The organism is Micromonospora sp. NPDC051296 (assembly GCF_040682255.1).
Classification (GTDB): Bacteria; Actinomycetota; Actinomycetes; order Mycobacteriales; family Micromonosporaceae; genus Micromonospora; species Micromonospora craterilacus.
This window is the reverse complement of record NZ_JBFBAO010000214.1, coordinates 1-12,099: the sequence shown is the minus strand read 5'-3', so window position 1 is coordinate 12,099 and position 12,099 is coordinate 1. Positions and strand designations below refer to the sequence as shown.

At 72.0% G+C, this 12,099-nt stretch carries 13 protein-coding genes; 1 reads left to right on the top strand and 12 read right to left on the bottom strand.

What is annotated here, in order from left to right; translation table 11 throughout:
- Nucleotides 1-143: 143 nt before the first annotated feature.
- Nucleotides 144-506: a hypothetical protein gene (locus AB0M52_RS21490; protein WP_363956362.1), complete on the bottom strand. Its 363-nt coding sequence runs from the start codon at nucleotides 504-506 to the stop codon at nucleotides 144-146.
- 270 nt (nucleotides 507-776) lie between these two features.
- Between AB0M52_RS21490 and AB0M52_RS21485 the strand changes: the two genes are divergently transcribed.
- The gene (locus AB0M52_RS21485) at nucleotides 777-1,508 is read left to right on the top strand and encodes a hypothetical protein (RefSeq protein ID WP_363956359.1); all 732 of its coding nucleotides are present in this window, start codon (nucleotides 777-779) and stop codon (nucleotides 1,506-1,508) included.
- Here AB0M52_RS21485 and AB0M52_RS21480 read toward each other — a convergent pair.
- The 11 genes from AB0M52_RS21480 to AB0M52_RS21430 all read right to left on the bottom strand — a co-directional run bounded on the left by AB0M52_RS21480 (nucleotide 1,450) and on the right by AB0M52_RS21430 (nucleotide 11,872).
- Complete coding sequence (locus tag AB0M52_RS21480; RefSeq protein WP_363956365.1) at nucleotides 1,450-2,307, bottom strand: lysophospholipid acyltransferase family protein; 858 nt, start codon at nucleotides 2,305-2,307, stop codon at nucleotides 1,450-1,452. The genes AB0M52_RS21485 and AB0M52_RS21480 overlap by 59 nt on opposite strands.
- A 146-nt stretch (nucleotides 2,308-2,453) precedes the next feature.
- Entirely contained in the window at nucleotides 2,454-3,527 is a 1,074-nt protein-coding gene (locus tag AB0M52_RS21475; RefSeq protein ID WP_363956356.1) for an NAD-dependent epimerase/dehydratase family protein, read from the bottom strand.
- A 117-nt stretch (nucleotides 3,528-3,644) separates the two neighbouring features.
- Complete coding sequence (locus AB0M52_RS21470; protein WP_007465623.1) at nucleotides 3,645-3,746, bottom strand: AURKAIP1/COX24 domain-containing protein; 102 nt, start codon at nucleotides 3,744-3,746, stop codon at nucleotides 3,645-3,647.
- A 223-nt stretch (nucleotides 3,747-3,969) separates the two neighbouring features.
- Nucleotides 3,970-4,179 carry a helix-turn-helix domain-containing protein gene (locus tag AB0M52_RS21465; protein ID WP_091079691.1) on the bottom strand — a complete coding sequence of 70 codons (210 nt, stop codon included), beginning with the start codon at nucleotides 4,177-4,179 and terminating at the stop codon, nucleotides 3,970-3,972.
- A gap of 228 nt (nucleotides 4,180-4,407) precedes the next feature.
- Nucleotides 4,408-5,592 carry an ABC transporter permease gene (locus AB0M52_RS21460; RefSeq protein ID WP_363956354.1) on the bottom strand — a complete coding sequence of 395 codons (1,185 nt, stop codon included), beginning with the start codon at nucleotides 5,590-5,592 and terminating at the stop codon, nucleotides 4,408-4,410.
- A complete protein-coding gene (locus AB0M52_RS21455; protein ID WP_363956352.1) occupies nucleotides 5,589-6,392 on the bottom strand; it encodes an ABC transporter ATP-binding protein in 804 nt (267 codons plus the stop codon). Before AB0M52_RS21455 ends, AB0M52_RS21460 begins: the two co-directional genes overlap by 4 nt.
- Nucleotides 6,389-7,777 (bottom strand): HlyD family efflux transporter periplasmic adaptor subunit, encoded by a 1,389-nt coding sequence (locus tag AB0M52_RS21450; protein ID WP_363956350.1) that lies wholly within the window; start codon nucleotides 7,775-7,777, stop codon nucleotides 6,389-6,391. Before AB0M52_RS21450 ends, AB0M52_RS21455 begins: the two co-directional genes overlap by 4 nt.
- A 37-nt stretch (nucleotides 7,778-7,814) precedes the next feature.
- Nucleotides 7,815-9,143 carry a hypothetical protein gene (locus AB0M52_RS21445; RefSeq protein WP_363956347.1) on the bottom strand — a complete coding sequence of 443 codons (1,329 nt, stop codon included), beginning with the start codon at nucleotides 9,141-9,143 and terminating at the stop codon, nucleotides 7,815-7,817.
- 366 nt (nucleotides 9,144-9,509) lie between these two features.
- Nucleotides 9,510-10,097 (bottom strand): WHG domain-containing protein, encoded by a 588-nt coding sequence (locus tag AB0M52_RS21440; RefSeq protein WP_363956344.1) that lies wholly within the window; start codon nucleotides 10,095-10,097, stop codon nucleotides 9,510-9,512.
- Nucleotides 10,090-10,890 carry an alpha/beta hydrolase gene (locus AB0M52_RS21435; RefSeq protein WP_363956342.1) on the bottom strand — a complete coding sequence of 267 codons (801 nt, stop codon included), beginning with the start codon at nucleotides 10,888-10,890 and terminating at the stop codon, nucleotides 10,090-10,092. The genes AB0M52_RS21440 and AB0M52_RS21435 overlap by 8 nt, the downstream gene beginning before the upstream one ends.
- Nucleotides 10,891-10,951: 61 nt before the next feature.
- A complete protein-coding gene (locus AB0M52_RS21430) occupies nucleotides 10,952-11,872 on the bottom strand; it encodes a proline dehydrogenase family protein (protein WP_363956339.1) in 921 nt (306 codons plus the stop codon).
- Nucleotides 11,873-12,099: the final 227 nt, after the last annotated feature.

Here is a 12,099-nt window from a genome sequence, read left to right as displayed (position 1 = left end):
TCGAGACCTGTAGACCCCCGGCCGACAACATGGCCGCGGCGGTCGTGGCAGCGGCCAAGCGCCGCCACCCTTTCATCGGTGAGCGCACGTTTCCCCCGTAATCTCGAAAGGCGTTCCAAGCGGTGATCTCAACGGTGGACTGGTCAACGCCATCCGGTGCACGCGTTGTAGCCCTGGGAATCCCAATCCATGTCGGGGTCCACCCCGTTGTGGCTGGCACAGAACTTGACCGACTGCTGCCAGTCGACCATCGCCGTGGTGAAGTTGCCGGGGCCATACATCGTGGTGCTGGCCGCCAGCTGGTTCACGCCGCCGTACTCCGGCTGCGTCCAGAGCTGGGGAAAGAGCGGGGAGTACGTCTCGTAGACGGTGAAGTCTCCCCACATCGCCTTACAGGCCGGGCTGTAGTACAGATCGCCCCGCGACTGCTGGGTCACGTCCGGATCCCGCAACGTGAATCCGGTGATGGCGAAGGCCCCGTCCAGGCAGCCCTGTTGGTTCGCCATCTTGCCGTTACACGCCGCCCCGACGCAGGCTGGTGCCGCAGCGGCCGGAGCCGCTGGCGCGAGCGAGATCACGCCAATTAGGACTATGGCGAAAAATGACAGCAGAGTACGGAAAGCCTTCACGTTTCCCCCGTGAGTTGGCCGTCGACAAGACGTTTGGACTGTTACATACATCGATGTGAGGTGCAACGTTGACCAACCCGGGCGGCGATGCTAGCTTGGCTCCGCTGCGCTGCCGTGGAGTCACGGTGCGCAATCAATGGGGGACGCATGGCCGGGCACGACACAAGCGAGGCTGGACTGTCGCCGCCGGAATCGCGTCGGCCCGCCAAAGCGCTGCTGGTAGTGCTGGCGGCGCTCACCGCCGCCATCCTGGTCGTCGGCACCTGGTGGATCTACACCGCCGACACAAGCCCGGCCGCCAGCCCGACCGGACCGCTCGCGGGAGCATCGACGAGTGCGCCGGCCACCGACGCCGACGGAGCACCTGTCGTTGCCCCCGGAGCTACCCACACCGATCCCGCCCCGACGCCGTCCTATGAGCTGCCCCCCATCCCGGGTGCCGGGATCGAGGACCTGGCGACGGGCTGGAAGAAGCGATGGGGTGCGGCGACGAAGGCAATTCCGAGGGGCTACGAAACCGCGACGAAGCTACCTGCGACCGGCCACCGCGTCCGCTTCGGTGCGCTGCGGAGCACCACCGGCACCGAGGCCACCACGCTGTTCTGCATGGCCACCGAGGAAGTGGAGGTGGATCGGCGCTTCCTCCAGGCGGTGGTCGACGCCTGCTTCGAGCCAGCACTGAGCGACGACGAACGTGGAAATCTGTTCACCTGGCTCACCGAGCAGGACTACGTCCGGGACGTGCACACGGTCCTCGGACTGCCCCGGTACAACGCCGAGTTGGTGGCGGTGCGTGGCAGCTTCTCGGTTCGTCTGGTGTCTAGGGACCGAACGGGTCCGGGCGCCGTTCCAACAACTCGTGCAGGGTCTGCTGGATAGTCTCCCTGACCTGGTCCGCAAGGTTGAACACGACCAGTGGATCGTCCGCCGAATCGGTCAGGTGCGCGGTCGGGATCGGCGGGCAGAACTCGATCAGCCACTTGCTCGGCAGCGGCACCATGCCCAACGGCCCGAGCCAGGGGAAGGTCGGTGTCACCGGGAAGTAGGGCAGCTTTAGCAGCCGGGCCAGCGGCTTGATGTCGGCGAGCATCGGGTAGATCTCCTCGCCACCGACGATCGCGACCGGAATGATCGGGGTGCCGGTACGCAGCGCCGCCGAGACGAAGCCGCCCCGACCGAATCGTTGCAGCTTGTAGCGCTCCGCGTACAGTTTGCCGACGCCCTTGAAGCCCTCCGGGAACACGCCGACCAGTTCGCCGCCGTGCAACAGGCGCTCGGCGTCGGGGTTACAGGCCACCGTGCCACCGGTCTTGCGCGCGATCTCCGAGACCACCGGCATTCGGAAGACCAGGTCCGCGCCGAGGAGCCGCAGGTAGCGACGGGCCGGATGCTCGTGGTGCAGGGCGGTGGAGAGAATCAGCGCGTCCAGCGCCACCGCGCCGGAGTGGTTGCCGACCACCAGCCCGGCGCCCTCGGCGGGCACGTTCTCCAGCCCACTGACCTCGGTGCGGAACCAGTCCCGGTAGAGCCGCCGCAGCGGCGGGTGGAACACCGCCTCGGTCAGCTCCGGGTCGAAGCCGAACTCGTCCACCTCATAGTCGCCGGCCAGCCGGCGACGTAGGAACGCCAGCCCGCTCGCGACCCGCCGATCCCACACATCGCCCGGCTGATCCGCCACCGCCGGGTCAGTCGGCCGGGTCGCCGGGTCAGTGGGCCCGGTCGTCGGGTGGCCGTTGCGCTGGGCCGGACTGTCGTCGGGTGTCACGGGCGGCGGCACGGCGAACCGGTCGAGACGCGCCGCGTCGCCCTGCTCCTCGGGCCCGGTCACGACCGGTCCCGTACGGCGGCGCGGACCTGCCGGATGCGGTCGAGCACGAGCTGCTCGGCCGCGGCCAACTGTTCCCGGGTCACCACGGCGCGACCGTGGTGCGCGCGGATGAAGTCGTCGAAGGCGTCGGCGGTCGAGCGGGGGGTGTAGCCGTACTCGCGCTCCAGCCGGGAGATGTCCACCACCCGACCGTGCACGAAGAGGTCGACCTGGTCGAACCCGTAGCGGCCGAAGCCCATGGTGCGGGCGAGCGCGACGGCACCGGACAGGCCCGGCTCCAGCACCGGTACGGCGACCCGGCCGGCCCGGCGGATCGCCTGGGACAGCGCGAGCACCCCCGGCCCGGCGACGTTGTAGGTGCCCGGGTGGTCCTCGGCGACCGACCGGTGCAGCACCTCAAGGGCGTCGTCGAAGTGCAGGAACTGCAACCGCGCGTCGCGGCCGAAGATGGTGGGCACCACCGGCTGCGAGAAGTAACGGGTCAGCGTGGTGTCGGCGGTCGAGCCGATGAACGGCGCGAAACGCAGCACGGTGGCGGTGACGTCGGGACGGCGGCGGCGGAAGCCGCGGACGTACCCCTCGATGTCGAGGATGTCCCGGCCGAAACCGCCGCGCGGCACCTCACGCGGCTCGGTCTCCTCGGTGAAGACGGCCGGGTCCCGGAACGAGGCCCCGTACGCCGCGGTCGAGGACCGAACCACGATCTTGCGCAGCCGGGGTGCCCGCTGGCACGCCGCGAGCAGCTGCATGGTGCCGATGACGTTCTGTTCCTTCATCGCCGACCGGCCGCCGTGCTGCGGGTCCGGGGCGCTGACCAAGGCCAGGTGCACCACGGTGTCCACGTCGAGGTCGGCGAGCAGGCCGCCGACCGCACCGGGGTCGACGCGGATCCGCTCGACCTGGTCGAGCAGGCCGATGACCTCGGGCCCCGGCTCCAGCAGGTCGACGCCGATGACCCGGTCGATCCGCTGGTCGGCCGCGAGGCGGGCGGCGACGTGCGCGGCGAGGTAGCGGCTGACCCCGGTCACAACGACAACCCCCGGACGGCTCGGGGAGCCACCGGGGGTCATGTCTCGCACCTCCCCCGGCAGCCGGGATCGAGCCGGGACAGCCTCGGCCTGATCACCTGAGCCTCCGAGGGTCGACAGTTGGCGAGCGACGGATGCCGGGCCGCAGCCCGGCATCGGTCACTTGCCGAGACGGCGACGCTGGACGCGGGTCTTGCGCAGCAGCTTGCGGTGCTTCTTCTTAGCCATGCGCTTGCGGCGCTTCTTGACCACCGAGCCCATACGACAGCCTTTCGATGCAATGTGCGGCGCGACCGGGAAGACGCCACGAACCAGTGGCGTCGGCGACCGCTTGCGGACAACGGACCGGACCGGCGGGGTGGGCGGCGGAGCGCACCAGCGGTCACGATCGGGGTCCAGCGTAGCGGGGATGCGTCAGCAGGACCAACGCGCCCCCGGTCGATGCCCGTTCACCGGGCTGGCCGCGGCCGAGTTCGCAGGCGGGTCAGGCGGTTTCCTGGAAGGCGCCGCGAAGATACTCGTGCACCGCGTGCTCGGGCACCCGGAACGACCTGCCCACCCGCACGGCGGTCAGCTCACCGCTGTGCACGAGACGGTAGACCGTCATCTTGGACACCCGCATGACCGTCGCCACCTCGGCGACGGTCAGGAACTTGACATCCGACAGCCGACCGTCGGACTGCGACCCGGCCATGGCTCACCCGACCCATCCCATGCCCGGCGCGAGCCGCCGCACGGGTCATCCCGCGCGGCCGGCGACGCGCGTGTTACCAGTACGGTAGCGGGACGGCTGTGACCGGCGCGATCCCTTCCTGCAACTGATCATGAAACTGATCCCGGCCGCGAGGGAAAAACCCCTGGTCGGGGAGCTGGTGCCGGGGGTGCGGACACCGATCATCTTCGGCCACCGGTATCGCCGGCGTCACTCGGCGCGCAGGGCGACCACCGGGTCGAGCCGGCCGGCCCGCTGCGCGGGCACCACCCCGAAGAGGATCCCGACCGCCGCCGAGACGCCGAAGGCCAGCGCCAGTGACCACCAGGTCACCGCCGCCGGGATAGGCGAGACCGCGGCCACCAGCAGCGCTCCGCCCACACCGAGCGCCATCCCGGTCAGCCCACCGACCGAGGTCAGCAGCACCGCCTCCAGCAGGAACTGCACGCCGATGTCGCGCGGGCGGGCGCCGACCGCCTTGCGCAGCCCGATCTCGCGGGTCCGCTCGCGCACCGAGACGAGCATGATGTTGGAGACGCCGACGCCGCCGACCAGCAGCGAGATGCCCGCGATGGCGGCCAGCACGCCGGTCAGGATGCCGAGGATGTCACCCAGCACGCCGAGGATCTGCTCCTGGGTGACCGCGCTGAACTCGGTACCCGGGTGCCGACCGTTCAGCTCGGCCACGATCCGCTCGCCCAGTTCGTCGATGCGCTCGCGGTCCGGTGCCTTCACCGCGATGGCGTCCACCCGCTGGGTGCCGTACAGCCGCTGGGCCGCCGTCACCGGGATGTGCACCTCGTCGTCCCGGTCGACGCCGAGGCTCTGCCCGAGCTGGACGAAGACGCCGATCACCCAGAACCGGACGCCGGCGACGTTGATCTGCTGGCCGACCGCGTCCCGGTCGGGAAACAGCGCTCGGGCGACCGCGTCGCCGAGTACCGCCACCCGCCGGCCGGTATCCACGTCGGACCGGGTCAGGTAGCGTCCCCGGGCCAACTCCCGGGCGAAGACCGACGGGGTGGTCTCCAACACCCCCTGCACGGTGGTGAAGTCCTGCCGGCTGCCTGCCCGCACGGTAGCGCCCGAGGCGACCGTCACCGCCACTCGGGCCGGATCACCGACCACCCGGCCGACGGCGTCCACGTCCTGCAACGTCAGTGGCGAGACCGCCGGTGCGGCACCCACGTCGAGACGCCCCGGGACAACCAGCAGGAGGTTGGAACCCAGCCCCTCGACCTGCTGTTCGACCTTCTGCTTGGTGCCGGTGCCGATGGCCACCAGCAGCACCACGGAGGCCACCCCGATGATCACGCCGAGCATGGTCAGCAGGCTGCGCATCCGGTTGGCCCGCAGCGCGTCCGACGCCACCCGCCACGCCTCGGCCAGCCTCACGAGCCGGCCTCGCCGCCGGCCGATCCGCCGACCGAGCCGATCGCGCTGCCGGTCGAGCCGGCTTCGCCGCCGGCCGGTCCGACCGCTCCGATCGGGCCAACCACTCCGGCCGGGCCGGCCGCGCTGTCGGCGACGACGACGCCGTCCCGCATCGCGATGCGTCGGCGGGCCCGGGCGGCCACCTCCGCGTCGTGGGTGACCATCACCAGCGCCACCCCCGACTCGGCGTTGAGCCGTTCCAGCAGCTCCAGCACGGCGGTGCCGGTCGCGCTGTCCAGGTTGCCGGTCGGCTCGTCGGCCAGCAGCACGGTCGGGTCGGTGACCAGCGCACGGGCAATCGCCACCCGCTGCTGCTCCCCGCCGGAGAGCTGGTTGGGGCGGTGGTCCAGTCGGTGCCCCAGGCCGACCCGCCCGAGCATGGCGGCGGCACGCTCGCGCCGCTGGCGGGCGCCCACCCCCCGGTAGACCAGCGGCAGCGCCACGTTGTCCACCGCCGAGGTACGCGGCAGCAGGTGGAACGCCTGGAACACGAAGCCGATGGTCTCGTTGCGCAGCCGGGCCAGTTCGGGTGCCGACAGCGCGCCCACCTCCCGCCCACCGATCGCCAGCCGGCCATCGGTCGGCCGGTCGAGACCGCCGAGCAGGTGCATGAGCGTGGACTTGCCCGACCCGGACGGCCCGATCAGTGCCACGTAGTCGCCGGCCGCGATGGTCAGCGACACGCCCCGCAGGGCGGGTACCGAGACCCCGTCCAGCTGGTAGGTCCGGGACACGTCGACCGCCTCGATCGCCGCGGTCACCCGACCTCCTGGCCGTCGCGGACCTGGTCGGTGCCGCGGATGACCACCCGGTCGCCGGGCTGCACCCCGTTGACGATCTGCACCAGGTCCTGGCCCTGCACTCCGACGGTGACCACCGCCCGGCCGGCCCGACCGTCGCGGACCAGCCAGACCGCGTCCCGTCCGTCCACCGAGAAGACCGCAGACGCGGGCACGGTCACCGCATCCGCCGCCTCCCTGACCCGCAGCCGCAGCACCGCGTTCATCCCGGGCCGCGGGGTCGGTGCCCGTTCCGCCTCGCCGAACAGGCCCGCTCCGAGTGAGAGCCGGACCCGGTAACTGACCCCGCCCCGGGCCGACGTGCTGGGCAGCACGTCGATCGACCGGACGGTCGCGTCGTACGTCGCACCGGGAACCGCGTCCAGCTCGACCGTGCCGGTGAGACCGGCCCGGACCAGCAGCACGTCGGTCTCGTCGACCTCGGCGAGCAGGCCCAGTTCGCCGGTGTCCACCACGGTCAGCACGGGAGTCCCTGCGGTGACCCGGCCACCGACCGGGACGGCGGTGTCCACGCCCGGCAGCGGTGCCGCCGACCCGGCGCCGAGCGCATCCCGGCCGACCCCGGCTGGCATCCCGCCTGCGGCGTCGAGCAGCCCGGCGAGCGCTCCGGCCGAACCGCCACCGGTACTGACGCCACCCGGTTGCACCACCCCGGCGATCGGGGCGCGCAGGGTCAGCGCGTCCACCGTCGCCTTGGCCAAGTCGTACGCCTGCTGCGCCTGGAGCCGTTGGGCGCTGGCGAGCGCACCGACGGCGGAGTTCAGGTTGCGTACGCCGCGTTGCACCTCGCGGACCGCGCGGTCGGCGGCGCGGGCGGCGGCGGCGTACTGGCGCTGGGCGGAGTCGACCTGCGCGAGCAGCGCCTTGCGGAGTTCCGGATCGCTGATCTTCGCTGCGGCGGCGCGGGCGGCAGCGTGCGCCTCCGCGGCGGCCCGGTCGGTGCCTTGCAGCGAGCCGGCGAGGTTGCCGCCACCACCGGCCCGCTTGGCCGCGTCGAGCGCCGCACGGGCCTGGCGGAGCCGGTCCCGCGCCGACGGCGAGTTGATCACGGCCAGCACCTGGCCACGCTTGACCCGCTGGCCGGGCTCGACCCGCAGGCTGGCGAGCGTCCCGTCGGCGGGCGCGGTGAGGGTCGCCGCCGCCCGGGCGACGACCGTGGCGGGGGCGTCGATCTCCTCCGCCACCGGGGCCCGCACGGCCGAGGCGAGGGCGATCGACGGCTCGTCGGCACCGCAGGAGGCGGCACCGGTGAGGGTCACGACGGCGACGGCGAGCAGGGCGGTGAGCAGGCGGGGCCGCATGGCTGAGGGCAGCCGCGGCGAGTCAGGGCGGCGCACCCGACCCATGCTACGAGCCGGCGTCGATCCGGCCGCTGGCAGCCCGTCAGCCGGCGGCCCGTCGGATGTACGCGACACACTCGTCGTGGAGGTCGGACCAGGGCTCGCCCAGGACCTCCTCGGCGATCTGGGCCGGGGGACGCAGATCGTGCACCACCGCCTTGACGAAGGCGAGCAGCTGCTCCTCACCGAAGCGGTCGACGAAGTACCGGACGGCGAGGTACGCGATGCCGTAACGGCCGGTCACCTCTTCGCCCGAGATGTCACCGGTGGGCATGAGGTCGTCGAGCTCGCCGTCCCAGTTGCCCCTGACCGTTTGCCGGGTTTCGGTCAATCCCATGTAGCGGGCGACCGGCTGACCGTCGACGGCCGCGTGCTCGGCCACCCCTTCGACCAGCCACCACGCCCAGTCCTCCCAGTAGCCGTCGGGCATCGACGCGGCGTGGGCCAACTCGTGCCGGAGCACCTGGTCCATGAACGGACCGTATTCCAGGCTGTCCGGCCCGAGCACGACCTCGTGGTGGCCACCGCCGACGCTGATCGCGTACCCGATACCCCATTCCGGCTGCTCGCCGCCGTACCAGGTCTCCCACTCCTTCTTGCCCGCGTAGAAGATCCGGTAGCGGTCGGGGGTGCCGGCCACCGCGTACAGGTCGGCCACCTTGGCTGCCGCCTCGGCCCGGGCCAGCAGGTACGGCAGCCGGTTGCGGTACGCCGGCGTGGTCGCCACGATCGTCCGCTTCCCGACCGCAGCGGTCAGCTCGCTGACCTCCCAGGGCAAATCGCCGGGCTGCCCGCTGGGAGCGCCGATCACGTATGGCGAGGACTTCGACCTCTCGATTTCCAGCAGGCGGGGCTCCGCGCCGTCGCGCCACCGGGTGTCGACGACCATCGGGCTCGTCTGGCACTTCGCCACGACGAAGCAGTAGTTGAACTGGACCCTCAACCGCCACTCGCCCGCTTGACCCGTCTCGGTGGGCAGGCCACTCGCGCTGGCCTCCCAACGCTTCACGCGCAGCGCCCTGAGCGAGTCGTACCGGCGGCGCAGCTCGGTGCGCGCGGAGCCGGCTTCCGCAATCGCCAGGAACCCGGCCCGGTCCCCGCCGAGCAGCGCGGCGGACTGCCGGTTCAACTGCACACTGATCCGCTCGGCGACCTGCTGGGCGGCCAGCGTGGTCGGGTTCTCGGTCGGTGCGGCGGCCGTGACGGGCGTCCCGCCGTCGGTGTCCCGGAGCACGCTGACAAGCAGTGCCGCAGGCAGGCCACAGGCCAGCACCAGCACCACCACGACGAGTGCGGCCCACAGTGGCCATCGCCGGCGCGGTCGCCCGTCGGGTGCCGCCACCGGGCCGGCCGCGGCTGCCACCCCGGTCACCGCACTCGGCACCCCGTAGGGCGTCGTCCCGGCCACCGCGCCGGGTGCCACATAGGGCGTCGCGTAAGGCGTCGCGTAGGGCGTCGCGCTCGGCGCCGTGTAAGGCGTCGCGCTCGGCGCCGTGTAAGGCGTCGCGCTCGGCGCCGTGTAAGGCGTCGCGCTCGGCGCCGCGTAAGGCGTCGCGCTCGGCGCCGCGTAAGGCGTCGCGCTCGGCGCCGCGTAAGGCGTCGGCTCAGGCGTCGCGCTCGGCGTCGGCTCGGGCGTCGTCGGCGGCTGGTCGTCGGCCACAGGCCCCCCGTCGGTCATCGGCGAAGGGTACGGCTCTCCGGCGAGATGCGGAACACCGCCCGCCGCCAAGGCCACCGGTCATTCCACGCCCGCCGCCTCTGGCGCGGGCCAGGAGCGGAACGCGACGCCGAGGGCGGCGATCATCCGTTCGAAGGATCGGTCGACCTCGCGGGGCAGGCCGAAGTCACCGGCCACCTCCAGGGAGGCGAAGCCGTGCACGGCGGCGCGGAACATCCGGACCCCGTCCACGGCGGCGTCACCACCGATCCCGTAGCCGCTGAGGATGGCGTAGACGACGCCGACCGCGCGGGCCCCGGCGGCGACATGCGCCGGGTCGGCCGGATCCGGTACCCGCTGGGCGGCCGGGAATCGGCCGGGATGCCGGCGGGCGTACGACCGGTAGGCGTCGGCGACGGCGCGCAGCGCGTCCTCGCCGCTACGGCCGGCGGCAGCCGTGGTCATCTCGTCGGCGATCTCGGCGGTGACCAGCGCGGACAGCTTCTGGGCGAGCGCATCGGCCCCCTTGACGTGCTTGTAGAGGCTGGGCAGCGCGACGCCGAGCCGGTTCGCCAGCGCGGCGAGGGTGAGCTTGTCGTACCCGACCTCGTCGGCGAGCCGGGCCGCCTCGCGGACCACGATCTGCTGGTTGAGCCCGGCCCTAGGCACGGTTGACCACCGCGAGGAAGTCGACCAGCTCGGCGGCCATCGCGTCGGGCCGGTCGGCGTGCGGGTAGTGCCCGGATTCGGTGATCATCCGCGCCTCGGCGACCCGGAAGAGCCGCCGGGCGGCGCGGGCCTCGCCGGCCGGGTCGGGAAAGTCCGGGTCCTTCGTGCCCATCAGCACCAGTACCGGCTGGCCCACCTGCGGGGCCCGGGCGGTCCAGTGCGGCTCGACCGGGGCGATCACGCCCCGCACCGGCGCCATCCGGCCGGGCCGGCGCAGCGCGGCCACCATCGCCCTGCGGTACTCCGCGTCGTCGGCTGGCCGATGCACCGGGAAGAGCGTGCGGTGGAACAGCCCGAACAGCCGTGGACTGCGCAGCACCGCGGCCTGCGCGAGACGCAGGAAGGCGTTGGGCCTCGGCTGCCCGACGAAGGCGCCGACCAGCACGATCCCGTTGACCAGCTCCGGCGCGTCGGTGGCCGCGAAGACCACGGCGGCGGCGCTGGACGAGTTGCCGACCAGGGTGGCCGGACCACTCCCGAGGTCGCGGACCACCGCCAGCAGGTCGCCGCCCACCTCCGCCGGGGCGTACGACGGCCAGCCCGCGCTGGAGTCGCCGTGGCCCCGGACGTCGACCGAGGCCACCCGGTAGCCCGCCTCGACCAACGGCGGGATCAGGTGCCGGTAGGAGTGGCGGTTCTCCCCCATGCCGTGCGAGAGAACCACCAACGGCCCCTGCCCGTGCACCTCGTACGCGAGCCGACCGCCACCCCGCCCGACAAAGCTAGTAGTCATAGCTAAAAAGCTAACCCCATTAGCCGTGCTCGTCAAGCCACCCGGGCGCAGGGGTGGTGCGCTACTTCCGGGAGGCGACCGCGCGCGCGAAGAAGGCCAGATTGGCGGGACGCTCCGCGAGGCGGCGCATCAGGTAGCCGTACCAGTCGTCGCCGTACGGGACGTAGGTGCGCACCGTGTAGCCCTCGCCGACCAGGCGGGCCTGTTCCTCCGGCCGGATGCCGTAGAGCATCTGGAACTCGAAGCGATCGGGGCTGCGGTCGAACCAGCGGGCCCGGTCCTCGCCGATGGCGATCAACCGGGGGTCATGGGTGGCCAGCATCGGATAGCCGTCGCCGGACATCAGGATGTTGAGGCAGCGGACGTAGGACTTGTCGACGTCGCGGGCCGACTGGTGGGCCACCGACTCCGGTTCCTTGTACGCCCCCTTGCACAGCCGCACCCGGGACCCGGCCGAGGCCAGCTCGCGGCAGTCCGACTCGGTGCGCCGCAGGTACGCCTGGAGCACCGCCCCGGTCGACGGGAAGTCCTTGCGCAGCTTGGCCAGGATGTCCAGGGTCGAGTCGGTGGTGGTGTGGTCCTCCATGTCCAGGGTGACGGTGGTGCCCGCGGCGTCGGCCGCGGCACAGATCGCCCGGGCGTTGTCGTAGGCCAGCTGCTCGTCGAACGCCTGGCCGAGCGCCGACAGCTTGACGCTCACCTCGGCGGCCGGCGTCAGCCTCGCCTCGGCGAGCATCCGCAGCAACGCCAGGTACTCGTCCCGGGTGGCGCGGGCCTGCTCGGGGGTGACGGTGTCCTCGCCGAGGTGGTCGAGGGTGACTGCGAGACCGTCGTCGACGAGTTCGCGGGTCACGCGCAACGCGTCGTCGGTCTTGGCGCCGGCGACGAACCGGCGCACGACGTCCCGGGAGAACGGGGCCGTCGCGACGAGCCGCTCGACCCGGGATGACCGGGAGGCGGCGAGGATGACGGAACGGAGCATGAGCTGAGCGTAACGCCCGGCCGACCTGCAAGCGTCCCCGCCCGAGGTGCAAGGAAGGGCCCCTTCTTAACACTCGGGCGCGAGAAGGGAACCCTTCTATACCTCAGGCGTTAACAGGGGGCCCTTCCTTGCGCAAAGACATCCCAGGTGCTTGGATGTCAAGCGGTGGCGTGGTTGGGGTGGTGTGACCAGGCGGTCGTCTCGTCGTAGACGGTGTTGGTCTTGAG

Bases quoted from the DNA above. Each gene is read 5' to 3' on its own strand.
- AB0M52_RS21490 (WP_363956362.1), bottom strand. From the start codon at position 506: ATGGCGAACCAACAGGGCTGCCTGGACGGGGCCTTCGCCATCACCGGA.
- AB0M52_RS21485 (WP_363956359.1), top strand. From the start codon at position 777: ATGGCCGGGCACGACACAAGCGAGGCTGGACTGTCGCCGCCGGAATCG.
- AB0M52_RS21475 (WP_363956356.1), bottom strand. From the start codon at position 3,527: ATGACCCCCGGTGGCTCCCCGAGCCGTCCGGGGGTTGTCGTTGTGACC.
- AB0M52_RS21470 (WP_007465623.1), bottom strand. From the start codon at position 3,746: ATGGGCTCGGTGGTCAAGAAGCGCCGCAAGCGCATGGCTAAGAAGAAG.
- AB0M52_RS21465 (WP_091079691.1), bottom strand. From the start codon at position 4,179: ATGGCCGGGTCGCAGTCCGACGGTCGGCTGTCGGATGTCAAGTTCCTG.
- AB0M52_RS21450 (WP_363956350.1), bottom strand. From the start codon at position 7,777: ATGGGTCGGGTGCGCCGCCCTGACTCGCCGCGGCTGCCCTCAGCCATG.
- AB0M52_RS21435 (WP_363956342.1), bottom strand. From the start codon at position 10,890: ATGACTACTAGCTTTGTCGGGCGGGGTGGCGGTCGGCTCGCGTACGAG.
- AB0M52_RS21430 (WP_363956339.1), bottom strand. From the start codon at position 11,872: ATGCTCCGTTCCGTCATCCTCGCCGCCTCCCGGTCATCCCGGGTCGAG.